Raw genomic sequence first — 22,559 nt, 5'->3', positions numbered from 1 at the left:
AAATACGGAAATGTTTAGTGCCCTTATATTAGTGATTAAACGCCTGTGCAACAAAAACGAAATGCGCAAAAATCGGATCGCCCTATTTTTTTTGGCGACTTACTTGATGGTGCCGTACGCTACTATAGCTTCGGCTGCGTGTTCCCAGCCGATTGCTAAAATTGCATCGGCGCAAGGTAAAGTCGATGTGCTGGGTTTTGGCGCTTTGGGCTGGAAAAGCACCCATGCCAACGATATGCTTTGCCCCGGTGATACGTTACGTACCGCAAAGTGGAGTCGAGCAACACTCGGCTTGACAAGCGGCGCAGTGCTCACGGTTGACCAAAACACGACAATGACTTTTTCTGCCCCGCAGGAAAAAGCGGCTTCTTGGTTTGTCAATTTGTTAAAAGGGGCTGCATTTTTCAGAAGCCGCCAACCGCAAAACCTAGATGTCAATACGCCTTTCATTAATGCTGTCCATGAAGGCACTGAATTTTTGGTTGCAGTATCCAGCAAAAGTACAGAAATTTCTGTTTTTGACGGGAAGGTTTCAGGAGAAAACGCCGCAGGAAAAATAACGATAAACAAAGGGTATAAAGGCATTGCCGAAGCAAAAAGCCGACCCCAAGTCCAGGCGATCAAGATAACGCCGGAAGATACCGTGCAATGGTCATTGTATTATCCGCCTATCATTGAAGAAACGAAACGTCGCGCGGGGGTTGATAGCCAGCTCAATGGTGCATTGGCTGTTTACCATGACGGCGACAGCCAGTTAGCCTTAGCAAGGCTTGATGAAATTCCAACTGCCCGACAAAATGCCAATTATTTGACCCTAAAAGCCGCCTTATTGCTCACCGTCGGCAGGGTTGATGAAGCGCAGCCGCTTATCCAACAAGCGCAAAGCTTGGAACCCAATAACAGCGACGCATTCGCCCTGCAAGCTGTTATCGCCGTCGCTAAAAATAAGCAGCAAGTCGCTATCGACAACGCCAACAAAGCCATTGCCGTCAATCCACAATCCCCGGTCGCCTTTATCGCCCAGTCTTACGCTTACCAGTCGCTTTTCAATATCGATGAAGCCCTAAAATCCACGCAAACAGCCATCCGCTTGGCACCTGAAAATGCGCTTGCTTGGGCAAGGTTGTCAGAACTGCAGCTATCCCAGGGCGATCACGATGCCGCCCTTAAATCCGCCCAGAAAGCCCAGGCGCTCAACCCAAAAATCGCCAGGACTCAAACCATCCTAGGCTTTGCTAACTTAGCACAAACAGAGATAGAAAAAGCAAAACATGTTTTTGAACAAGCGCTGGCCTTGGACTCATCTGATCCATTAGGTCGGCTAGGGCTAGGTTTGGCAAAAATCAGGCAAGGCGATGTTGAAGCGGGCAAGAATGAACTCGAAACTGCCGTCAGTCTAGATCCAAACAATGCCGTTATCCGCAGTTACTTGGGTAAGGCTTATTACGAACTAAGAAATAAAGACTATGCGGGCAAAGAATTCGAAATTGCCAAAGAGGTGGATCCCAAAGACCCAACACCTTATTTTTACGATGCCATCCTCAAGCAAACCACCAACCGTCCGATTGAAGCCTTGCATGATATGCAGAAGGCAATTGAATTGAATGACAATCGGCAAGTATATCGTTCTAAGTTGTTGCTGGATAAAGATGAGGCGGCGCGGCAAACGGGCTTAGGACGTGTCTTTAGTGGCCTTGGCTTTGATGATGTCGCCAACCGGCTAGCGATGAATTCCCTGATTATTGATCCGAGCAATTATTCGGCGCATCGGCTATTGTCAGACAGTGATGCGACCAAGCCTCGCCTTGAAATTGCACGCACCAGCGAGCATTTGCAATCGCAGTTGCTGCAACCACTTAATTACAACCCGATACAGCCTAGCCTGTCATATACCGATTTAAATATCATTAAAGGGGTTGGGCCAAATGATACCTCGTTCAACGAATATAACCGTTTATTTGAACGCAATGGCATACGGTTAACTTCCACGGGTATAGCAGGTTCAAACAGTACCCTCGGTGATGAAACGGCATTGTCGGGAATTATCAATAAATTTTCATATAGCTTGGGACAGTTGCATTACAACACCGACGGTTTCAGAAAAAATAATGATCTAAAGCATGATATATACAATGTGTTTGCACAATACGAGATTTCGCCAGAAGTCAATGTCCAGGCTGAATACCGTCATCGGGAAACGGAACATGGGGATTTAGAATTTAAAGGAAATGCTGATAATTTTGATCCGACGTATCATCGAAAAATTGATCAAGACAGTTACAGATATGGTTTAAAAGTATCGCCCGCCCAGCATTCAGATTTCTTACTGTCATTTATACATGCAGATCGAGATGAAACCGTTAATTCGCAATTTCTAAATACAAAAAGTTATGATGCAGAAACACAGTATTTGTTTCATAATAACTACCTAAACGCTATTGCGGGTGGAGGTACATTCCGTACCAACAACCACAGGCTGGATTGTAGCGCCAAACCTTGTTTTCCTTCCCTTTACGATACAACACAATATTTCGGTTATCTCTATTCAAATTATAAAGTACTAGATAATTTAAATATTACGGCAGGGTTATCTTACGATCATTATAAAGACAGTAGTTTTGACACAGGTGCGCGACTAAGTGAATTGAACCCTAAATTTGGGCTTCTTTGGAAAGCAAATAACTATATAACTTTTAGAGCGGCGGCATTTAAATCAGTTAAATCTGCAATTATAGATAATCAAACTCTTCAGCCCACTCAGGTAGCAGGATTTAACCAATTTTTTGATGACACCAATGGGACAGTTGCCTGGCAGTATGGCGCGGGTGTGGATACCCATATGCATAAAAATGTATATGCTGGAATTGAGTTTTATAAGCGGGATTTAAAGATCCCCATAAGCCAGGATACTTTCCCGAAATCTAAAGAAGAGTTGTATCGACTCTATTTTAATTGGGCGCCATTTACAAACTGGGTTTTCAATTCCGAGTTTCGTTTCGAAAATTATCGAGGTGGTGAAAGTTTCCCGCCGTTTTTGCCGAGATTTGTTGAAACCGCTTACCTTCCAACTGAGATTCGGTTTTTTCATCCAGTCGGTATATTTGCGACCTTAAAAGGAACCTATGTTGATCAAAAGGTTCTGTCATCGGATATTAATCCAGATGGAACAGGTAATTTTACTAGTCATTTTTATCTTGTTGATGCGGCCATCGGCTATCGTTTTCAAAAGCAATATGGTTTAATAAGCTTGGAAGCCAAAAATTTGTTTGATACTAACTTTAGATATAGAGATCGACAATTTCAACTCAATGAACAACGTTCCCCAGATTTTTTCCCGGAACGTATGGTATTCGGGCGTATTACTCTTAATTTTTAAAGTTTTCTTGGAGAAAAATATGTTTCACGATGCAACCATAACAGATCAAGATGTAGCCATTATAGAAATGGGTGGCAACTCTGCTGAAAAAATTCCCCCTATAGATTTTTCTATTATGATTTCTTATAACGGTGATGGAAAAAAAGCGGAACTCTTAATTAATGGCGAGCCCGCTTGTTTTAAAACTACCAAAGGGGAGCCTGTCGAATTAACCGACTTTATTGTTGTCTCTCTTAAAATGCCGGAAAGGCATATGAATAATTTCCCAGAAGAGTTTGACGAGCAGAGCATAAGGATTTTGAATGCATTAAATTGGTGTAAAGTTGGCGGGAAATGGGTTACATGTAAAGGGCCTTGTTAAGGAATTCCTGGATTATCATGCAGGTATGAAAGGCCACTGGGCCATACAATTGTAACTGTTTCTAGATTATCGTTTCAGTTTACCAGGAAGCAGGTAACTTTTTATTGATAATCATCGTTTTATCTTCAACAGTCACGTAACCGCCCTTGGTGAGTTCATGCATGATCTTATTGATCATTTCCCTGGACGAGCCGACCATTGATGCCAGTTCCTGTTGGGTCGGGCGGTTATGGATCACGCTAACATTGCCTTCGACGACTGCCATCGCTTGCAGGGCTTTGACGGTGCGTTCATAGACATTCGACAACGCCATCAATCTGACCTTATCGGTCAGATGCCTGATTTTTTCCGATAACACACCCAATAAGCTGATTGCCACTTCCGGGTTTGCCATCAACCAGCTAATAAAGTCGCTTTTTGAAATGACGGCACAAACTGTCGTTTCCAGGGACACAACGGAAGCCGACCTGGGTTCGTCACTGAGTAGCGCGATTTCGCCAAAGTAGGAGCCGGGTTCTTGTATCAGGAGGGTGACTTCCTTGCTTTTGTCATCGCTGCTAAATACGCGCACTTTGCCGGAAAGCATGATGTATAGCGAGCTGGTTTCATCGCCTTCCATGATGATCGTCGCCTGTTTGGGGAATTTTGCTGACTTGGCTTTTTCGGCAAGGGACAATAAAACCTCATCAGATAAGCCCGATAGAAAAGGAATTTTTTTAAGCCCTGCAAATACTTCTTTCTGCACTGTTGCACCTTAAGATTGAATGGATTTTAGCTTTGAGGCTGTTTTAAAGGCTAATTTTATAGGTAAAGTATAGCCAATCCCACAATTCATCGAAGATTTTCTGAATTGGTAAGAATATTTGAAAGATAGGGCTGCGTTAAACGGCCATCAAGCAATGCTAGGATAATGTAGCATTGGGTAATTTATTAATGTTTGGGCGGCTATCGCAAACAAGAAAGCCGGAGTTGCGAGCGGATCGTCTTCATGGTTCAAGGAGGCCGTCGATGGAAAAAAATGTCTTAATTACCGGTGCTGCCAAACGTATAGGGGCTGCTTGTGCCCGTTTATTGCATGACCAAGGCTGCAATGTCTTGTTGCATTATAAATCGTCTCAACAAGAAGCCGTGCAACTTTGTGATGAGCTAAACTTAAAACGCCCCGATTCAGCAAAAGTGGTTCAAGGCAATCTGCTGGATATGAAGGAGCTTGAGGCGGTTGCCCAACGGGCCCTCTCAAGTTGGGGCGGCGTGGATGTGCTGATCAATAACGCTTCCTTGTTTTATCCTACGCCTATATCAAGCATAAGCGAAGCGCAATGGGACGACCTGTTAGGGAGCAACCTTAAGGCGCCTTTTTTTCTGGTCAAAGCCTTGTCTGACGGCTTGGGAAAGCGCCATGGCTGCATTTTAAACATCGTCGATATTCATGCTGAACGTGGCTTGCCGGATCATTCCGCTTATTGCATTGCCAAGGCGGGTTTGGTGGCGATGACCAAGATATTGGCCAAGGAACTCGCGCCTGCAATCAGGGTTAATGCCGTTGCGCCCGGTGCGATACTTTGGCCTGAAAGCGGTTTGCCCAGCCAAGGTAAAGATGAAATCCTCCAGCGCGTTCCGCTGGCACGCTGCGGATCGCCTGAAGATATTGCCAAGGCGGTGCTTTATTTGGTTAAGGATGCCGATTATGTGACTGGGCAAATTCTTACTGTGGACGGCGGGAGGACTTTGTTTAGCTGAGAGTTAATGTCTATCGCATCACTTACCATTGCCGGTTTTCTAGTAATTGCCCAATGCTACCTGTTGTTTTTCCAGCAATTGTTTAATCCCGGAATTTGCCAATTCTAACATCCGTTCGAGCTCTTCTTTCCTGAACGCATGGCCTTCAGCCGTGCCTTGTAGCTCGATAAAGGCGGAGGCATCGTTCATCACCACGTTCATGTCGGTTTCAGCCTGGCTGTCTTCGGCGTAGTCCAAATCCAAAATGGGTATGCCTTGGTAAATGCCGACCGATACCGAGGCAATTTGTCCGTGAATAGGGTTGGTCTTGATTTGTTTTTTATTAAGCATGTGTTTGATTGCCAAGGACAAGGCAACAAAACCACCGGTAATCGAAGCCGTACGGGTGCCGCCATCGGCCTGTAACACGTCGCAATCAACCGTGATGGTATTTTCGCCCAGTGCTTTCATATCGACGGCAGCGCGTAAGGAACGGCCTATCAACCTTTGGATTTCCATCGTACGGCCGCCTTGTTTACCTTGACTGGCCTCACGTCCCATCCGGCTGTGGGTGGAACGGGGCAGCATGCCATATTCGGCAGTGATCCAGCCTTCGCCTTTGCCTTTCAGGAAGCGCGGGACATTGTTGACATCAACACTCGCCGTACAGAGTACCCGCGTTTCGCCAAACTCAACCAATACCGAACCTTCCGCATGTTTGGTAAAGCCGCAGGTAAATTTAATCTCTCTCAGTTGATCCGCATTACGGCCACTTGGTCTCATCAGTACTCCACCTAACCAGTCTAAAACCTGCCAGTATACCTGAAATGGCAAGAATTAGGTTTTACTTGGGCGGTTAAGGTTTTAGCAGGGCTTTCTTGAATTGCGCGACAGTTTGTGGGCGGTTTTCCGGTTTGAGTTCCATTGCCCAATCCATCGCCTTCAACAAATAGTCGGGAAGTTTTTGGGCAAAGGCCTTGATAGCAGGGGGCAGGTTATCTTTTTGAATCCTTTCAGGTGCGGGAATAGGGGCTTTGCCTTCAAGGCAGGTTCGCATACTGGCGCCTATCGCGTAAATGTCTGTCCACACCCCTATCTGTGACTTACTTTCATATTGCTCTGGGGGGGAGTAACCTGGGGTTAGTACAATATCCAATTTATGGGCATGGGTGGCGCTAAGGCTTTGGATCGCGCCAAAATCGAGCAGTAGGGCATCGTTGCCAGGGCGAACTAAGATATTGCCGGGTTTAATGTCAAGATGGACAAATCCTTTTTCATGAACATAGCTAATGCCTGCCAGTAACGAATCAAACACGGCCAATAAGGATTCTTCCGTTATAGCAAACATTTTTTTGTGTATGAGTTTATCCAAGGTCACCCCATAGTCGTAAGTCATGACCATGTATACCGTATCATTGGCCCTAAAAAAATTGGTCACTTCAACAATATTGGGGTGTTTCAAGGAGGCCAGCACTTTGGCTTCTTCAAAAAACAAAGCCCGTCCGCGTTTGAACATGGCGACTGTCTCCTTGCTGTTTGCCACCACCACATTGTTCCAGGTGCGGTGGGCAAGTTTCCTGGGCAAATATTCTTTCAAGGCAACTTGAACTTGGTCTGACTTCTGCCTGGCCAGATAAACCGAGCTGAATCCTCCGTGCGCCAATTCCCGCTCTATCATATACTGGTCTATAATGGTGCCCGTCTGAAGATAATTCCACTGTTGGGGATAAGTTTCCGGGTCGTAGTAGTCAGCCATAAATACTAGATAGTTTGAAACCCGATAAGTATAGGTGAAAAATGATTAGAAGTATGACTGCATTTGCAGCCAAGGAAGTCGAATTCAATAATTTGGCGTTAAGTTGCGAATTGCGTTCGGTCAATCACCGTTATCTCGACATTTCCATAAAACTGCCTGAACGGTTTCGTTTTGCGGAAGCCGATTTACGCGCACTGATTTCCGCAAAAATCAGCCGTGGCAAAATAGAGTGCGCGATAGGCTTTAAAAACAAGGCCAACCGCCAAAATTTTACGTTCGATCATGATGCAGTGGCGGCATTGATTGCGGCTACTCGAGTGATCGAAGGGCAAATGCATTCTGCCATGTCATTTTCTGCGCTGGACGTACTTGCATTTCCTGGTGTCCAACAAGAAGCCGAATTGGATAAATCCGAACTCATCCTTGGGATAAACAAACTCGTTGTGGCGGCTGTTGCACAGTTGATGGATGCCCGTGAACGGGAAGGACAGCAGCTAAAAGCGTTGATTGAAGAGCGTTGCGTCAAGATTCAGGGTTACATCGCTGCCGCTAACCGGCGGATGCCGGAAGTGCTTGCAAACTTACGCAAAAAATTGACAGACCGGATTACGGAGCTTGCAGCACAACCCGATTTTGACCGTCTCGAACAAGAACTGGTTTACCTTACCCAAAAGTTGGATATTTCTGAGGAATTGGATCGATTAACAGCCCACGCCCACGAAGTGCAGCGAGTGCTGGGTAACACAGAACCTGTCGGTCGACGTCTGGATTTTTTGATGCAGGAATTAAACCGCGAAGCCAACACGCTGGGTTCCAAGTCAATGGACAAGGACATGACACAAACCTCGATTGAGATGAAGGTGCTTATTGAGCAAATACGCGAGCAAGTCCAGAACATAGAATAGTCGAAACTCAATCATACGGACAAATCAACACAAAAACAGAATGAGTACCGGTAAGCTATACATCATATCTGCGCCGTCCGGGGCGGGGAAAACCAGTTTGGTCAGACGATTGATTGCCGAAGTGGAAAATTTGGTTGTTTCTATCTCCCATACCACAAGGCCGATACGCCCAGGCGAAACCGATGGCAAAGACTACTTTTTCGTCTCGCAAGCCGAATTTCAGGTTTTATTGGATAGCCATGAACTCCTGGAGCATGCGTCGGTATTCGATAATTATTACGGTACGGCAAAAGCGACTGTGGAACAAAACTTAACTGACGGCTTGGATGTCATTCTTGAAATTGACTGGCAAGGTGCGCAACAAATAAAAGCAATACGCCCTGACAGCCTGTCCATTTTTATCTTGCCGCCATCAACTGGGATTTTAGAACAACGGCTACAGGATCGGGGGCAAGACGATGATGCCGTCATCGCCAGACGAATGCGTGATGCCGTCACGGAAATGAGCCATTACAAAGAGTTCGACTATATCCTGGTTAACGATGTCTTTGAACGTGCATTAACTGAATTGAAAAGCATCATTATTGCCAACCGATTGACCAAAGATCGGCAACAACGGAATCTAAAAAAAATGATAGAAGCTTTGCTGTCGTCTTCTTGAATTCAGTTGATAACTCAAAAAATTAGCGATCATCACGATGAAACTGACACTATCTTTAATATTGTTGTTTATGTTTTCTAGTGTTCAAGCCCAATCCGATGCCGAGGTTTGGTCGCGGGTCGTGATGCCCACTAGAAATAGAGTTGTCCAAAGTATCGGCAAATATACGTCAGGCTGTTTAAGCGGTGCGGCAACATTAGCCAGAACGGGGCAAGGCTACCAAGTCATGCGGCTGTCCAGGAATCGGTATTATGGTCATCCCGACTTGGTCAACTTCATTGAAAAACTAGGACAAACCGCACAATCCCAAGGCTTAGGGACATTGCTGGTGGGTGACCTGGGTATGGCCAGGGGCGGGCCTACGCTGTCAGGACATAGAAGCCATCAGACTGGCCTGGATGTGGATATATGGTATTTGCTCGCACCGGAAGCGGGGAAACGGGAACTTAGCATTAACGAACGCGAAAGCTGGGGGGCGCCTTCGGTTTTAAACGCTAGCGCAAATGGAATCAATCCTGCTCAATGGTCGCCCGCAAACAGCCATATCCTTGAAGCTGCTGCACGATCGCCAGAAGTCGACCGGATTTTTGTTAATGCTTACATCAAGCAGGAATTGTGCGAAGATAAAAATAACCATGATTGGCTGCAAAAAATTCGCCCCTGGTTTGCTCATGACGACCATTTTCATGTCCGTTTGAAGTGCCCAGCGGGTAATCTCTACTGTGAAAAGCAAGAACCTGTCCCCGCAGGACAGGGTTGCGGTGCAGCAGATCTCGCCTGGTGGTTTTCTGAGGATGCCAAAAAGCCGTCTAAAAAACCGCCAGCAAAAAAAATACCTTTGCCTAAAGAATGTGATGCGGTTCTCTATGGGGATTAGCCGGTTAATCTCTGTGCCGTTATTCAAATGAAGGTCGCAGCCGGTTGTCCGGCAGAAATTCCGTTGCCATTTTTAGATGCCGAAGGGCTGGGAATGGAATCAGCTGTCGATAAAACGCTGGATTGCCTAACTGCTTGCTTTTAAGCTGTTTTTACCGTTCCAAAAGGGCGATTTTTTTACTTGGTCTCCGATTTCAAACAAGGCTTGGTTGACAATATCGGTAAAGCACTCAGTTGTTTTCCTTAAATAGTCCTGTGTGTTGGGATAGATGCCGTCAGCAATTGTGGAAACTTTTTTGTGGGTGGTGGCCAGCGGGTTGACCACTTTCGATTGAAGTTGGTTTTTAATTTTGTCAGGTATGTTTTGTGCCGTGATGACAAGCTCGTCAAGCAATACCTTGCTAGGATAAATAGCTTTATCCTCGACTAAAGCCCGTTTTGTTTTTACTTGCGTGCCGATCGATTCCAGCGTTTGATTTATAACGATTTGAGCAGGCGCAAGGATGGATTTTTCAATATAAGCTTTAGCTTGTTCAGGGCATTGGACAACTTTATCTTTAGTCGTCAGGATAGTGCTATCAACTAACGCCTTTTTTTCGAGCAAGATTGTTTTGGTTTCGTCCACAAATTCTTGGGCGGTTTTAATATGTTGTTGGATCTGAATGATAGTTGGGTTGATGACTTTTTCGTCTATGCCAGTTTTAATCTGGATGCGGCATTCTTGAATTTTATGGGTAGTTTTTTCCAGTAAGGATCGCTGGGCATAACCCAGCTTCAAATCCAATTCTTGAATCTGTGCATCGCGTTGTGCAATCAGCAGGTTAAGTTCGCTAATGGTCTGTTTATTCTCTTTAATTTGATTAGTTAGCTTTGTTACTTTATCTTCAAGTTGGTTTAATTTAACTGAAAGTTCATTCGAACCTACGCCATTTTCTGAAACCACAGACAACCCCCTTATAATTATTTTAGTTATTATTTTTTGCTAAAAAGCTGAGCATTGATAACAAGCCGTAATCTCAAAGTCAAGAAGAAATCTATGCCAAAATTGCATCGCTATCTTTGCTAACGTGCCAGCGCTGCGGTTGCTTGCCTTGATGTGTCAGAATTTGTTGCGATTTTTCAAATAAGCAATTTTCAAACTGAAGCCCAAATAAATTAGAAGAAACATTTGCATTGGGTTTTGGATAAAAGCCCACTAGATCGTATATAATGCCCATCCCATGGGGTGTTAGCTCAGTTGGTAGAGCAGTGGACTCTTAATCCATAGGTCCAGGGTTCGAGTCCCTGACGCCCCACCACTAAATGATTGAATAAAAATGATTTTGTTCTATGTCGTCGGTTGGTAGCGCTGAAAAATACGCCGCAGTACACCAATATAGTACACCTGCAGGCTTTTCCTATGGGTGTGAAGCGCGCCCAGTGGTCAATTTGCAGGCACACAATGGTGTAAAAAATAGCGTTAAAGCCCATCATCCCGTTACGATACGGCACAACAGAACGAACACCCCGTCCCGTTGGATGAATTTCTCCCGCTGGAAGTTATAGCCGAACGCTCTCCTAACCCCTAATCAACAAGAGTTGCTTTAGCTCGGGGTTTTAAGGGGCTTACGTTTGACAGCCTGGGTCGACGGAACTCGTCAATGAAAGCCAGTATAGTATTGTCGATGGGCTGTTAGCCTATGCCAAAGTTCGAGGCTAATCTGTTCTGGGACATCATCCGGATTCATCGCACCGCACGAAGACAACACGGATTCCGTTGATCCCAAAAACCAAACGCATTGCGGATCGCCAGCCCCAAGCTGAAGTAAAGGGATAGCTTTATTTTCCAACGCAAGCGTAGCCCTTCACGCGAAGTACCGCTTCTTGGTCGAACCTGAGCTTATATTCAGTGATGATGGCGTGCACTGCAATTGCGCTAAGTTCATCGTCAGAATGAACTAGGCTGACTACGAATGAAGCTTCCCGAATAATGGTTTTGCCGGAGTTTTGCCACTGGCCAAATGCCCGCCAAAACGTCAAGCCTTTGGGGAAACGCGGAGTAATTGACGTGCGGAGGAACTCCTCCCACTCCTGCGATGTGACAACCCCGTTGGGTTTTGCAGTCCCGAAATACAGGAGTTCATTGACGGAACGTTCTTCACCGGCAGGGCAACTAATCTGAGGTATTGCAGCACACCCAGCCAAAAGAAGGAGGACTGAGAGTGTTGCAATAATTCGATTTCTAACCATACACCAACTAACTCTCGATAACCGTTAGCCTTTCAAGGAGATGGTCTCTACACGTCCAATGGTTTCAAGTGCTATTTTGTCTTCCTGGGCTAACCAGCCGATGCTGCGTTGTAGCGTATTGTTGCTTTCCGGTAGTTCCTTAACCAGTTTTGCAACAGCGGTAGGCCCTTTTTCGTTCAAGTAATGCCAAATACTGCCTGCGGCCATGCCGACACTTTCACTTAGGTTCAATATGATTGCGGTAACCTGCCTTGCTTTGGCGGGTTTTGTTCGGGCTCTGGTTGGTTTAGGGATTGGTTGTTTAATGGCTTTGGCTGGTGGTTCAGGGCGAACTTCTACAATATAGTTTTTAGCTGGACTCATTTGTTCGTCCACCAATACATAAATGACATAACCGACAAAGGCAACACTTGCGGTGAACAATACTTCAGTCATACTAATCTCCAGCTTATTATTTTTATGCGACCCATTATCCTAAAAATTTCAAAAGACGGGAACTGGTTAAGCCATTATTTTAAATTTAACGATCTTGAAGGGGAGATGCTCCATGGCGGACTCTCGCCAGTTTGATTTTTTGCACGAAACAAAATAGACGAAACCGCCCCTTTGTTACATTGCAAAAACATAGGTGAACCATTTGCTTCTCAAAACTGGAGAAAATGCATGATATTGTTATTGGCCTGTTAATTAATAAGGTCGAGTTCGGGCGTGATATTCATGCCTAATCACAGAATTAACCCGCTACCTCCTATTTTGAAAAGTAACACGCGATGAGCTGAAGAGGCGTTAAGACAAGTATAAAAGCCAATTTAATCGGGCTATGAGGCTATGGATAAGATTTGATTCATTATGAATATTTTCAAACGCGCACGGATTCGTTACCTTCTGCATCGGCATGCCATTGCGCATGGCCTTTGGGTGGACGTTACGGAAAAGCTGGCTGTTTTGCAGGGGATGTCGGCGGTTGAAAAAGCACACTTGCGCGAACTGACGACGCTATTCCTGCACGAAAAACGATTTGTCGGCGTACAAGGGCTTCAACTCACTGACGCCATGTGTTTGACGGTCGCCACTCAAGCCTGCCTTCCGGCGCTTAGTTTGGGTATGGGTTGTCTGTCCGGCTGGATTGACATCATCGTTTATCCGGGGGCATTTCGGATAAACAGGGACGAAATGGATATGGCGGGCATCGTCCATCATCAGGAACGGGCGCTGGTGGGCGAGTCCTGGCCGCATGGGCCGCTTGTATTGTCGTGGGAAGATGTTGAGAGGGATAGCCGGGGGGAACAACCCGGACGCAATGTCGTGATCCACGAAATAGCCCACAAGCTGGATATGCTAAATGGACCCGCCGACGGCTTTCCGCCTTTACATTATCGCATGCCAATTACAGAGTGGACATCTGCACTTAGCGCCGCCTATGAAAGCCTGGTGCGGCGTGTCGAACATCACCATCGCATTTGTATTGACCCTTATGCCGCTACGAGTCCGGCGGAGTTTTTTGCGGTTGTCAGCGAATATTTTTTCTGCGCGCCTGAAGTCCTGTCTGTTCACTTTGCTGCTGTCTATCGTCAGCTAGAGCTTTACTATCGACAGAGTCCGCTTTTGAGGGCTCGCCCTGATTGAGGCTAGGCTGCTTTTGTTTTCGGACGGCCTGACGCTAGAGGCTTGGTATCTCTAACTTTTATAATTGAAAGCAGCCGCTATGTAAATTTAAAGATAGTCCGAGCGAACGCTTTCGCAATTAAGGTTGGTGTGGCATTTTTCGGTTTTCAGTCATTGCTGACCCAAAAGACATGTAGTTCTTCAACCGGCACGATCAAAAAAACTACGGCGGAGTTCCTGAATTTGCTCAAGTCCGGCGTTTACAATTCGGCGATCCACGGATAGCTTTTATCGTTCCCGCAGGACTGTATTGATCAAAATTCAGGCTCGATATACCTCGCTTCCAGCATAACTTGTAAACCAATTATTTAGCGGCTGCTTTTTCCTTTTGGGGCTCAGACGCCTTTTTCGCATCGGCCGCTTTTTGTTTTTCCGCTGCCTTTTTCTCTTTCGCAGCCCTTTGTTCAGCAGCCTGCCCTGAAGCTATATTTCCAGAATCGCCGGCGGCCAACACAATTACCGTGTCTGCTTGAGTTAATGCGGGAGACAATAGTCCAGAGATTGCGCAAAAGCATAACGGCAATATAATTTTTTTAGATTTGATATTCAACATAATCACTCCTTTAATTTTATTAAACCTACAAGGTGAAGCTAATGCCGTAAAGGCTTCCTGTTAGGACATGTATTTACCATCAACAAATGCAAAATTACCGCCCTGGGAAAATTCTAATACCTTCGCATCTTATGGCGAATGAATCTTAAGGCACTCATGGCAAGGCCGTTTTGATATAAATCAAAAAACAGAAAAAATTGGAACCATATTCTGCGTGACTGACACGAGAACCAACATGGGTCATTGTGGCCAAAATTTGAATGATTTAACAACGCCCTGTCGTAGTCGGTTGTTTTTTTCTGGGTAGATGCAAAAGAGTTTGAAATGGAAATGTTAAAGCTTATTAACTTAATGGAAAAAACGAAAATTTTGGGCAAGGGAATAAAATCGATTAAAAAGCTTTTTGAAGAAAATACAAACATGTAACCCGCCGGATGCTTTAGCTATGGTAAAACTAAAACCTGACATTTTTCGCTAACGCAACAGAACCCTTCATTTCGCAGTCCAGAATGACCGATTTGGAATGGGTTATCCTGAGCGAGAGTAACGATGTAGTTGACATGGCATGATACAAGTTTCCGCAATGGAATGATGAAGGTCCTATTCGCAATGTCCTTGCCGCATCATTTAGCGACGGCTTTACCCACAGGAAAGCACTTGCCAAAGGCTGTCATCCGCAACCCTTTAAGAAGCGCTGGATCGTTCAAACAGCTCACCAAGGTGGTGCGTTCCAATAATACGCCGCACAAAAACAATGCATGAACATTCATTGGGCTTGTGTCGTGGCGCTCATTTAAATTCTCCTATGCAATTCGGCTAAAGATCTAAACGGAAGTTATGGTAAATACAAAAAATTGGCATGTTGTGTGCTTTATATATGTAGTTGATGCAAATTGTAATTTATTGAAAGGATGAAGGTTCAAGTAATTACCCCTTAACGCTACCCCGCACAGCCTTGAAACTGCATTTAGAAAAATCAATAGTATTTTTTACTTACAAAGGGATAAACGATAAAAATTAAAATCTATCAGTAACAATGGACACTTAATTTTCTATCAACAGTTTGTGCCTTGATAGGAACACGCCGAAGCAGTAACGGAAAATGGCTATGAATGACTGACGCTAGGATTAGACGAATAATGCCCGAAACATCACAAACTATCACGTCCTCCTGGTTTTTCGAGAACGGGCGCGTACAGCAATTTAAGCAGCTTATTAAACAGAAAGGCCTCGAACTTCAGCAAAAATTTGATCCGCATAGTTCAGTTGTCGATCTTCTTAAGGAAAAGTCCGATTTTATCGATGAACTGCTCACTTCCACCTGGCGGCATTTTCTTGAAGATTATGCCGATAATTTATGCCTGATAGCGGTGGGCGGTTACGGTAGAAGGGAGTTATTCCCCCATTCCGATATTGATATTGTGATCGTATTGGATCACAACAACATTTCCGCTTACCAGGAAATGTTGACAACTTTCACCACTTTTCTTTGGGATATTGGCCTAAAGCCAGGGCAAAGTGTCGGTCGTGTTGAGGAATTCGTAACCTCCGCAATAAACGACCAGTCCATCATGACCAATATCATGGAAAATCGTTTAATTACGGGTAGCCCGGCCCTTTACCAAAAATTGAAGAGCGAAATCACCTCCGATAAAATCTGGCCATCCGACAAGTTTTTTGCGGTCAAAATGTGGGAACAACTGCTGCGCCACGCGAAATACCATGATACTGCCTATAACCTCGAGCCCAATATTAAGGAAGGACCTGGCGGCTTAAGGGATCTGCAGGTTATCACCTGGGTGTTTAAGCGCCATTACAATTCAGAGACCCTAAGGGAGTTGATTAAATACGGTTTTTTACCTGAAACTGAATACAACCAACTCTTTTCCGCCCTACACGTGCTCTGGCGGATTCGCTATGCATTGCATCTTCTGACCAATAGCAGTGAAGACCGCCTAGTTTTCGATTACCAACGCGATCTCGCCCGGCAATTCGGGTTTAGCAGGGAGAACCAGCAATATAACGAGGATGTTGAACAATTCATGCAGTTTTATTTTAAAACCATCCTTGAATTGCAGCATCTTAACGAAATGCTTCTACAGCTTTTCCAAGAGCGCTTTGTTGTTACTGAATCAACTAAGGAGACAGAATCGCTTGATGACCGTTTTGTCGTCATCAACAACTACCTCGAAGCCAAAGATGAACAGGTGTTTGAACAGCATCCCCTGGCCTTATTCGAGATCTTTTTAATCCTCCAAAAAAATGCAGAGTTAAAAGGCATTCGGGCGACAACGATCAGGCTGATTCGAAAAAACCTGCACCTTATTGACGATAATTTTCGCCTAAACAAAGTTTCCAATCATCTGTTTATGGAAATATTCCGGCAACCGCATGGGCTTACCACGCAATTGCGGCGGATGAACCGTTACGGAGTTTTAGCGGCTTACCTTCCTAACTTCGCCAATATTGTTGCCCGGATGCAGTATGACTTGTTCCACATCTATACGGTGGATGAGCATACCCTTTTTGTTGTCCGTAACCTGCGTCGCTTCGCACTCGATAAACACCGGGATGAACTGCCTTTCTGCAATGAAATTTTTGTATTAATCAACAAACCGGAAATACTGTATATCTCGGCACTATTCCATGATATAGCCAAAGGTCGAAACGGTGACCACTCGACCATAGGCGAGGAAATGGTCAGGGACTTTTGCCGTCAACACGACTTTTCGTCGCATGACAACAAGCTGGTCACTTGGCTGGTCCGCAACCACCTGATAATGTCCATGACCGCCCAGCGAACAGACATCAGCGACCCGGACGTTATCCAGAAATTTGCCCAACAAGTGGGCAGTATCGAATGCCTTAATTATTTATACTTGTTAACCGTCGCCGACATCCGGGCGACCAATCCCGGATTATGGAATTCATGGAAGGATACCCTTCTTAAAGAACTTTACACGGCAACGAGAAGCACCTTACGGAGGGAATTACAAAGCCCGATCACACTGAACGATCGAATCCAAGAAAATAAAAATGAAGCTGAAACTGAACTGCGTAAGCGTGGCTACACGGAAGCGGCATTGGAAAAAGTGTGGCAACACGTCAACGACGATTATTTTTTGCGTTATTCAACCGATGAAATAGTCTGGCAAGCCTCAGCCATTGCATCGGTCGATGACAGTGACTTGCCGTTAGTCATTTTACGCCCGCAAACTCGCCGGGGTAATGCGGAAGTCTTTGTCTATGCTAAAAATGTGGAAACATTATTTTCAATCAGCACAGCGACTCTGGACCAATTAGGGTTGAGCATCCTTGATGCCAGGATCATGACCACCAAAGATAATTATGTCCTCGATTCCTTCAACACCTTTCAAGTGCTTGAACAAACCGGCCAGCCGGTCAGTGAGGAGCATCGAATAACCCATATTTGTAACACCTTGAGAAACAACTTACTACAGCAGCAAGTCAAGGATCACATCAATATCCATCGCCTATCCAGGCAAGCCAAGTATTTCCCGATCCCTAGCGATGTGCAGTTTGACACCGATTTGCAGAATAACCGGACGATCCTTGAGCTTATCACGACCGACCGGCCAGGCCTGCTGTCCCAAATTGGTCGGGTTTTCAACAACCAAGGCATTAACCTGCATAGCGCCAGGATAACCACCATCGGTAGCCGGGTTGAAGATATTTTTTATATTACTGATTTACAATTACAACCGTTGGCCGACACCAGCAAGCAGGAGCAACTGCGCGATGAATTGGTCTTTGTCCTAGACGATGTCAAACCCAATAAGGCTATTTTTGACGTCAACTCATCGACTTAAATAGGGGCTCCAAACCGCGACGCTACAAAACTATGCCGACATAACCTATTTGGGCAGGACTTCAACGCGGATAAGCCTCAACGTTGGTGCAAAGTGCTAACAATTTTGCACTTTTGTTGGACGTAATAAACTTATTTTGACAAAGTAATTTGATTAATTAACATTTAAGGATCGCTATCGTCGTCTTAACTTTTTGTTAACAATGATGATTTTTTTGTTTTTTAAAATCCTGAAAATATGGCATAAGGCATGCTTTAAATTATTGCAATGCTGCCTAGCCCATTTACATCCCGAAATATTGGGGGAGCGACGATAAATATTACATACAAAGATATTTTAATTGGATTAGTCATCGTTGTGTAATCGTCCGTAAACTAAAATAGGATAAAAAATGAAGTTAGGGCCTAAATGACGGGTAGGCAACCATGACTGCCACCCTTTTCAAACAGGGGCAAGGATTGCTCAAGGTCAATATATTACCGTAGCAAATGGTATGAAAAAACAGATGCGGAAAGAAGTCAAAAGTCATCTTTTAACCTTTCTACTTGGCTTGTCATTGGCTATTTTGAGTGGGAACGGGCTTGCTCTGGGTACGGTCAATGTGCTGGAGCGAAGTTGCAACGGGTTTCGTACCGGCGCAAATATCGCCGAAACCATCCTTACGCCTACGAATGTAAAGTCCAGTGCCAACCAATTCCATAAACGGTTTGTCATGACCGTAGACGGCAAGATCGAAGGCTCGCCGCTGTTTGCATCAAAAGTCAGTATCGCGGACGATACCCACAATGTCGTCTACGTGGCCACGATGCACAACACGGTATACGCATTTGATGCCGACACTGGCGTTCAGCTATCCGCGCGATGGCTGGGAAATCCCGTCAGTGGAAACGATCTACATACACTCAAACCTAGCACTATTCATGGCGAATGGGGCATTGCCAGTACACCGGTCATCGATCCAGAAACAGGGACTCTATATGTCGTTCGCTGGGGCTACGAAAACGGCATTAGTGGGCCGACATATCGTCTTTTTGGCCTTAACATGTCCGACCTCGGTCAAGACAAATTCAACTCCGTTCTCATCGACGGATACAATGTGGGTGGGACCGGTTTCAATCGGTACCTACAAATGCAGCGTGCGGGTCTTACATTGGCCAACAAAAACGGCGCGAAGGCTGTCATTATTGCATTCGCAGGCGGTGAAGGCCAAGGCTCGCCTTCAGGTTGGGTGGTCGCTTTCGACACCGCCAAGCTAGTTAGCGGCGACGCCCCTGCCAACGTATGGTGCAGTAACCCGAACAATGCCGCTGGAACCGGTGGGGGCGGAGGTGTTTGGATGGCCAACGCAGCCCCTGCCATCGACACAAACGGCGACATCTATGTGGTAACGGGCAATGGCCCTTATCATCCACAGTTTGCTCTAGACCAACTTGGAGAGAGCGTCGTCCGCCTCTCCTGGAATCCCGGCAATCCTGGCTCGCTGACCGCCAGCGATTGGTTTACCCCATTTCTCGATATCGACCGCGATGGGGCGCACAAAGACCAAGACCTAGCCTCGGGTGGCGTGATCGCGTTGCCCGACGAACCCGGCCTTATCGTAGGCGGAAAAGATGGCGTATATTACCATGTGAACCGATCCAACCTAGGCCGGCGCGATTTCACCAAATTGCTCGACCCACCCTTTGTCGCCTCGTTCGACTACCAGCCGTGGAACGGGCATACATCGCTGTTTGACGACCTTAACCAGGTCACCTCGACCGATCCGTTTATCATAGGTCACGTCGACCATGGCCGTACGCCGCACATCCACGGAACCGGCGTTTACTTCAACAACCTTCTGTTCGTGCAAGGTGAAAACAACGCAGTCCACGTATTTACCAAGAATGCCGGTCATTTCGGAATCAATGCCAATGGGCGCGGGACGGCGACCGCATCGATGGGGACATCGTCGCCGGGCGGTATGCCAGGGGGCATCCTGTCGTTGTCAGCCAATGGTTTATCGAGTGGAATTTTATGGGCCAATGAGGCCTTTGGAAACCTCCCCGGTGATCCAGATGCCAACATTGCCCCTACGCCAAATATACTGCGTGCGTATGATGTTTCGACAGCAGCAACCGGGACGCTCCAGTCTATCTGGGATAGCGAAGCCGAGCCGAATGACCGCGTAGGGGCATCGACGAAATTCGCGCCGCCACTCGTAGCCAACGGCAAACTTTATCAAGCTACCTACGATAACCAAGTCGTTGTCTATGGGCTAGGCCCGGCATCTGCGGCGCCCAACCGAGACATACGTCGGACAGTGGTCTTCATCTATGCCCAGTCACAGCCGGGTCAAGACGTGTTCGTCCGGGGCGGTACAAAGGGCGGTTCCCCTATCCGCATACGCCATCGCAACTGGCTTAACCAGCGCACGAATTTCTTTCGGTGGGGTGATGCGTATCTGGACTGGAACGGAGGTGAACTCGGCCAGCAGCAGCCCGGTGGCGGGCTCGGAGGAGGCTCGCCGGTCGAATGGACGACGAGCCTCGCCCAAGGGCAAAACCAACCTTACGCATGGACCGTCGGCTATGGCATTGCCGACGAGAACAACTTTGGCATGCACTACTGGATGCTCGATGTCGATATGGATTGTGAGCAAGCCTTTGACGATGGGCAAGGCCGCCGTTGGTTCGAACTCAAGGCGTTTATGGTCACTTCGTTGTTGAACAGTGTGTCACCGTCGCCAGGCTGGGAAAGGAATATAACCCAGGCGAGCAACCCATCGCCGCCGTATCCGTCAATCAACCACATGGGTATATGCGGGATGGTTAACGTGTTTGTTGCCAATTACCCGAACATCCCTGTCGGCTTAAACCCTAACAGTGTACAGTTTTTCAGCCCGAGCTACACTTATCTCTCCCCCTTGGATGAACGAGGTGCTTCCAACGACATGTTGAACAACACGCCCTGCGTGTCGGCGGATGCAGAAAAACGCTGTGTTGGTAATGTCGCCCAGACTTGCAAGAATATAGGCGGCGGAAAATTCTTTCGCACTACCCAGGATTGCAACTCGACACCTGCCGGAGGCAATTACGTGCAAATGTGCCAAAAATCGACCGGGCAGTGTTGTACGCCGGGTCGGGGCAATAACTGCCAATAACAGACTGTGCCTGCGTACACGAATAGTGATCACGTGTCATTGCTGTTTTATCTAGACAAGTTGATCGATTGGCAAGGGTGCCATAATTATTGGTATCCATTTTTATTTTCTAACTTATTTATTTTTATATCACTATGAAAAAATTAACAACCCCTAAAGAACAACACGTTATAGCCGTTGTGCCGGAAGCCAAGATAAGGAAAGGCAGTCCGGCCCCAAAGGCTCCCAATAAACCGAAAGCCGTAACACCAAAACCAGAACCTAAAGCTACACCTGAAAAGCCTGTTGTCGCTGTTACCGCAGAGGCAAAGCCCATAAAGCCAAGCCAGACCCCGAAAACCCCCAAAAAATCGCGAGCCACGGCTCCTAATCGAGTTGCCGAGATCCCCGAAATCACACTGTCTGAGCGCGTGGGTTTGACCGCAGGTAGCATTTGGCATTACCTGTCGGAAAAGGGGGCTAGCCCTGTTGCACAATTGGTTCGGGAACTTCCGGAAGAAGAAAAAATCATCCAACGCAGCATCGGCTGGTTAGCGCAGGAAGGAAAAATTACACTCGACAAGATTGGCAGTGTTGAGACCATGGCTTTGAAAGGCTAAGGCTTAGAACCTGTTCAAGTTCTTATTAACAGCAATCTCAAGAAAGCCAAGTTCACCCTGTGTAAGCTTGAGTTAAGGTGTTTCTCACAATTTTTCCACAATCGCCTGCACTTGCCGAGCCAAGCGAAACTGCGTTCCACCACCCAACGTTTGGGGATGACGGCGAACGTGTGCAGTTCGTTACGTTTGGCGACCGTCACTTCGGCCCCCACGAGCCGCTTAACTTCCTGGGCGATAACCGCCGGTCTTTACGCCGTCCAACGCCTGCCGGTGGTTCCGCATCCCCTCCAGCGCCCCTTGCCGGTCCGTCACGTCGGCCGTGGTGACCGCGACAAAGTGCGGCAACCCTTGGCTGTCCACCCCGATGTGACGCTTAATGCCCGACACTTTCTTGCCGGCATCGTAACCTTTCCGCTTGGCGGTGTCGGTGTTGGCGACGTTCTGTGCATCAATGACCAGGAAGCTGGTCTTGGCTTGGCGGCCTTTCCGGCAACGCGCCGCGCCAACCTGATTTTTTTAAAGCCCGCTCCAGCACGCTCGGCTGGTCACAGGCTGGCTTCGCGCCCCAGATCAGGAAATATTCGTGGACTGTCCGCCATTTCGGGTATTCCTTCGGCAGCATCCGCCATTGGCAGCCGCTCTTGAGCACGTAAAGCAGCCCACAGAACACCGACTTTCCTCGGCTTGGTTTTCTTCCGCGCCGATTCCAATATCTCCCTGGTCTGCTCAAACTGTTCCCTGCTTATGTCGCTTGGATAACCCATTCGCTATGCCCATCAAAAATTTATAGATTACTCTTAATCTTAAATCTTGAACAGGTTCTCATTAAAATACTGCCGGTTCATGATTTGCAGTAGAGTTAACTCCAAGGTCAATTGTGAATAGTTATT

18 protein-coding genes, 1 tRNA gene and 2 pseudogenes are annotated in these 22,559 nt (G+C 46.5%); 12 read left to right on the top strand and 9 right to left on the bottom strand.

Annotated features, from left to right (window positions below; translation table 11 throughout):
• Positions 1–10: 10 nt before the first annotated feature.
• Together MGMO_RS06545 and MGMO_RS06540 are read left to right on the top strand one after the other, a co-directional pair.
• Positions 11–3,376 (top strand): TonB-dependent receptor domain-containing protein, encoded by a 3,366-nt coding sequence (locus MGMO_RS06545; protein ID WP_023494252.1) that lies wholly within the window; start codon positions 11–13, stop codon positions 3,374–3,376.
• Positions 3,377–3,395: 19 nt separating this feature from the next.
• Positions 3,396–3,737 carry a hypothetical protein gene (locus tag MGMO_RS06540; RefSeq protein ID WP_023494251.1) on the top strand — a complete coding sequence of 114 codons (342 nt, stop codon included), beginning with the start codon at positions 3,396–3,398 and terminating at the stop codon, positions 3,735–3,737.
• A gap of 79 nt (positions 3,738–3,816) precedes the next feature.
• Here MGMO_RS06540 and MGMO_RS06535 read toward each other — a convergent pair whose 3' ends face one another.
• A complete protein-coding gene (locus MGMO_RS06535) occupies positions 3,817–4,482 on the bottom strand; it encodes a Crp/Fnr family transcriptional regulator (RefSeq protein WP_023494250.1) in 666 nt (221 codons plus the stop codon).
• Positions 4,483–4,745: 263 nt separating this feature from the next.
• On the opposite strand from MGMO_RS06535, the gene MGMO_RS06530 reads away from it, so the two are divergent.
• On the top strand, positions 4,746–5,477 hold the full coding sequence (locus tag MGMO_RS06530; RefSeq protein ID WP_023494249.1) for a pteridine reductase: 732 nt from the start codon (positions 4,746–4,748) through the stop codon (positions 5,475–5,477).
• A 39-nt stretch (positions 5,478–5,516) separates the two neighbouring features.
• Here the strand turns inward: MGMO_RS06530 and rph are convergent, their stop codons facing one another.
• Positions 5,517–6,239 (bottom strand): ribonuclease PH, encoded by a 723-nt coding sequence (gene rph / locus MGMO_RS06525; RefSeq protein ID WP_023494248.1) that lies wholly within the window; start codon positions 6,237–6,239, stop codon positions 5,517–5,519.
• Positions 6,240–6,312: 73 nt separating this feature from the next.
• Positions 6,313–7,212 (bottom strand): serine/threonine protein kinase, encoded by a 900-nt coding sequence (locus MGMO_RS06520; RefSeq protein ID WP_023494247.1) that lies wholly within the window; start codon positions 7,210–7,212, stop codon positions 6,313–6,315.
• A gap of 41 nt (positions 7,213–7,253) precedes the next feature.
• On the opposite strand from MGMO_RS06520, the gene MGMO_RS06515 reads away from it, so the two are divergent.
• From MGMO_RS06515 to mepA, 3 genes are read left to right on the top strand one after another with little or no spacing between them, the layout of a single operon-like run.
• Positions 7,254–8,117, top strand: a complete 864-nt coding sequence (locus tag MGMO_RS06515; RefSeq protein ID WP_023494246.1) for a YicC/YloC family endoribonuclease — start codon at positions 7,254–7,256, stop codon at positions 8,115–8,117.
• 40 nt (positions 8,118–8,157) lie between these two features.
• Positions 8,158–8,778 carry a guanylate kinase gene (gene gmk / locus MGMO_RS06510; RefSeq protein WP_023494245.1) on the top strand — a complete coding sequence of 207 codons (621 nt, stop codon included), beginning with the start codon at positions 8,158–8,160 and terminating at the stop codon, positions 8,776–8,778.
• A gap of 37 nt (positions 8,779–8,815) precedes the next feature.
• Positions 8,816–9,655: a penicillin-insensitive murein endopeptidase gene (gene mepA / locus MGMO_RS06505; protein ID WP_023494244.1), complete on the top strand. Its 840-nt coding sequence runs from the start codon at positions 8,816–8,818 to the stop codon at positions 9,653–9,655.
• A gap of 126 nt (positions 9,656–9,781) precedes the next feature.
• On the opposite strand, the gene MGMO_RS06500 is transcribed toward mepA, so the two are convergent.
• A complete protein-coding gene (locus MGMO_RS06500; RefSeq protein ID WP_023494243.1) occupies positions 9,782–10,597 on the bottom strand; it encodes a hypothetical protein in 816 nt (271 codons plus the stop codon).
• A 279-nt stretch (positions 10,598–10,876) separates the two neighbouring features.
• Between MGMO_RS06500 and MGMO_RS06490 the strand changes: the two genes are divergently transcribed.
• A tRNA-Lys gene (locus MGMO_RS06490) sits at positions 10,877–10,952 on the top strand.
• Between the two features lie 520 nt (positions 10,953–11,472).
• On the opposite strand, the gene MGMO_RS06485 is transcribed toward MGMO_RS06490, so the two are convergent.
• Positions 11,473–11,883, bottom strand: coding sequence for a DUF3574 domain-containing protein (locus MGMO_RS06485; protein WP_023494242.1), 411 nt, complete (start codon positions 11,881–11,883; stop codon positions 11,473–11,475).
• Positions 11,884–11,907: 24 nt separating this feature from the next.
• On the bottom strand, positions 11,908–12,318 hold the full coding sequence (locus tag MGMO_RS19505; protein WP_023494241.1) for a winged helix-turn-helix domain-containing protein: 411 nt from the start codon (positions 12,316–12,318) through the stop codon (positions 11,908–11,910).
• Positions 12,319–12,515: 197 nt separating this feature from the next.
• Between MGMO_RS19505 and MGMO_RS21250 the strand changes: the two are divergent.
• Together MGMO_RS21250 and MGMO_RS06475 are read left to right on the top strand one after the other, a co-directional pair.
• Positions 12,516–12,608 (top strand): annotated as a pseudogene (locus MGMO_RS21250) (IS1 family transposase); the annotation flags it as partial.
• A 124-nt stretch (positions 12,609–12,732) separates the two neighbouring features.
• A complete protein-coding gene (locus MGMO_RS06475; protein ID WP_023494240.1) occupies positions 12,733–13,509 on the top strand; it encodes a M90 family metallopeptidase in 777 nt (258 codons plus the stop codon).
• 343 nt (positions 13,510–13,852) lie between these two features.
• Here MGMO_RS06475 and MGMO_RS06470 read toward each other — a convergent pair whose 3' ends face one another.
• Positions 13,853–14,101, bottom strand: a complete 249-nt coding sequence (locus tag MGMO_RS06470; RefSeq protein ID WP_023494239.1) for a hypothetical protein — start codon at positions 14,099–14,101, stop codon at positions 13,853–13,855.
• 623 nt (positions 14,102–14,724) lie between these two features.
• On the bottom strand, positions 14,725–14,871 hold the full coding sequence (locus MGMO_RS19900) for a hypothetical protein (protein ID WP_161808469.1): 147 nt from the start codon (positions 14,869–14,871) through the stop codon (positions 14,725–14,727).
• 369 nt (positions 14,872–15,240) lie between these two features.
• Here MGMO_RS19900 and glnD point away from each other — a divergent pair, with 369 nt between their 5' ends.
• The 3 genes from glnD (at position 15,241) to MGMO_RS06455 (ending at position 21,669) form a co-directional block, all read left to right on the top strand.
• Positions 15,241–17,931 carry a [protein-PII] uridylyltransferase gene (glnD, locus tag MGMO_RS06465; RefSeq protein ID WP_023494238.1) on the top strand — a complete coding sequence of 897 codons (2,691 nt, stop codon included), beginning with the start codon at positions 15,241–15,243 and terminating at the stop codon, positions 17,929–17,931.
• Between the two features lie 493 nt (positions 17,932–18,424).
• Positions 18,425–21,070: a PQQ-binding-like beta-propeller repeat protein gene (locus tag MGMO_RS06460; protein ID WP_023494237.1), complete on the top strand. Its 2,646-nt coding sequence runs from the start codon at positions 18,425–18,427 to the stop codon at positions 21,068–21,070.
• A 134-nt stretch (positions 21,071–21,204) separates the two neighbouring features.
• Positions 21,205–21,669 (top strand): winged helix-turn-helix domain-containing protein, encoded by a 465-nt coding sequence (locus MGMO_RS06455; protein ID WP_023494236.1) that lies wholly within the window; start codon positions 21,205–21,207, stop codon positions 21,667–21,669.
• A gap of 14 nt (positions 21,670–21,683) precedes the next feature.
• Here the strand turns inward: MGMO_RS06455 and MGMO_RS18935 are convergent.
• Positions 21,684–22,433: pseudogene (locus MGMO_RS18935) on the bottom strand (IS5 family transposase).
• Positions 22,434–22,559 lie beyond the last annotated feature (126 nt).

Origin of the sequence: Methyloglobulus morosus KoM1 (assembly GCF_000496735.2) — a bacterium.
Taxonomy (GTDB): Bacteria; Pseudomonadota; Gammaproteobacteria; order Methylococcales; family Methylomonadaceae; genus Methyloglobulus; species Methyloglobulus morosus.
The sequence above is the reverse complement of the archived record's forward strand: the minus strand, read 5'-3'. Positions and strand labels throughout refer to the sequence as shown.

Excerpts from the sequence above, each read along its gene's own strand:
- MGMO_RS06475 (WP_023494240.1), top strand. The coding sequence starts at position 12,733 with ATGAATATTTTCAAACGCGCACGGATTCGTTACCTTCTGCATCGGCAT.
- glnD (WP_023494238.1), top strand. The coding sequence starts at position 15,241 with ATGCCCGAAACATCACAAACTATCACGTCCTCCTGGTTTTTCGAGAAC.
- MGMO_RS06520 (WP_023494247.1), bottom strand. The coding sequence starts at position 7,212 with ATGGCTGACTACTACGACCCGGAAACTTATCCCCAACAGTGGAATTAT.
- MGMO_RS19505 (WP_023494241.1), bottom strand. The coding sequence starts at position 12,318 with ATGACTGAAGTATTGTTCACCGCAAGTGTTGCCTTTGTCGGTTATGTC.
- rph (WP_023494248.1), bottom strand. The coding sequence starts at position 6,239 with ATGAGACCAAGTGGCCGTAATGCGGATCAACTGAGAGAGATTAAATTT.
- MGMO_RS06540 (WP_023494251.1), top strand. The coding sequence starts at position 3,396 with ATGTTTCACGATGCAACCATAACAGATCAAGATGTAGCCATTATAGAA.
- MGMO_RS19900 (WP_161808469.1), bottom strand. The coding sequence starts at position 14,871 with ATGAATGTTCATGCATTGTTTTTGTGCGGCGTATTATTGGAACGCACC.
- MGMO_RS06545 (WP_023494252.1), top strand. The coding sequence starts at position 11 with ATGTTTAGTGCCCTTATATTAGTGATTAAACGCCTGTGCAACAAAAAC.
- MGMO_RS06460 (WP_023494237.1), top strand. The coding sequence starts at position 18,425 with ATGAAAAAACAGATGCGGAAAGAAGTCAAAAGTCATCTTTTAACCTTT.
- mepA (WP_023494244.1), top strand. The coding sequence starts at position 8,816 with ATGAAACTGACACTATCTTTAATATTGTTGTTTATGTTTTCTAGTGTT.
- MGMO_RS06530 (WP_023494249.1), top strand. The coding sequence starts at position 4,746 with ATGGAAAAAAATGTCTTAATTACCGGTGCTGCCAAACGTATAGGGGCT.
- MGMO_RS06515 (WP_023494246.1), top strand. The coding sequence starts at position 7,254 with ATGATTAGAAGTATGACTGCATTTGCAGCCAAGGAAGTCGAATTCAAT.
- gmk (WP_023494245.1), top strand. The coding sequence starts at position 8,158 with ATGAGTACCGGTAAGCTATACATCATATCTGCGCCGTCCGGGGCGGGG.
- MGMO_RS06485 (WP_023494242.1), bottom strand. The coding sequence starts at position 11,883 with ATGGTTAGAAATCGAATTATTGCAACACTCTCAGTCCTCCTTCTTTTG.
- MGMO_RS06470 (WP_023494239.1), bottom strand. The coding sequence starts at position 14,101 with ATGTTGAATATCAAATCTAAAAAAATTATATTGCCGTTATGCTTTTGC.
- MGMO_RS06455 (WP_023494236.1), top strand. The coding sequence starts at position 21,205 with ATGAAAAAATTAACAACCCCTAAAGAACAACACGTTATAGCCGTTGTG.